The organism is Psychroserpens mesophilus, assembly GCF_050617655.1.
Taxonomy (GTDB): Bacteria; Bacteroidota; Bacteroidia; order Flavobacteriales; family Flavobacteriaceae; genus Psychroserpens; species Psychroserpens mesophilus_A.
On record NZ_JBODQC010000571.1, the window covers coordinates 1 to 230 of the forward strand.

Consider the following 230-nt stretch of genomic DNA (forward strand, 5'->3'; position numbering starts at 1 on the left):
GGCACAGGCCTGCCAGCGCTCCAGCAAAGTAGTCACATGCATCGGAATAGTTCCTCCCGAGTTCGGCATCCACGCCAAGCTGGTAGCGGACATAGGAACTTTCCGGGCTTGTGCCGAGTTCCCGCAGCAGCAGTTGCCGATTCCTCCCCTGTTTTCGCTGCATCTGGTCAGGCAGATATCCATCGTGTAGAACGACGAGCGGTGTTGCCACACGCGGCAAATCAGAACAG

Annotated in this window: 1 protein-coding gene; it reads right to left on the reverse strand. The window is 57.8% G+C overall.

All coding sequences use genetic code 11. The features are described 5' to 3' along the window. Positions 1-230, reverse strand: a 230-nt coding sequence (locus ACRHNM_RS18470) for a hypothetical protein (RefSeq protein WP_431138081.1), incomplete at both ends; no start/stop codon positions are given.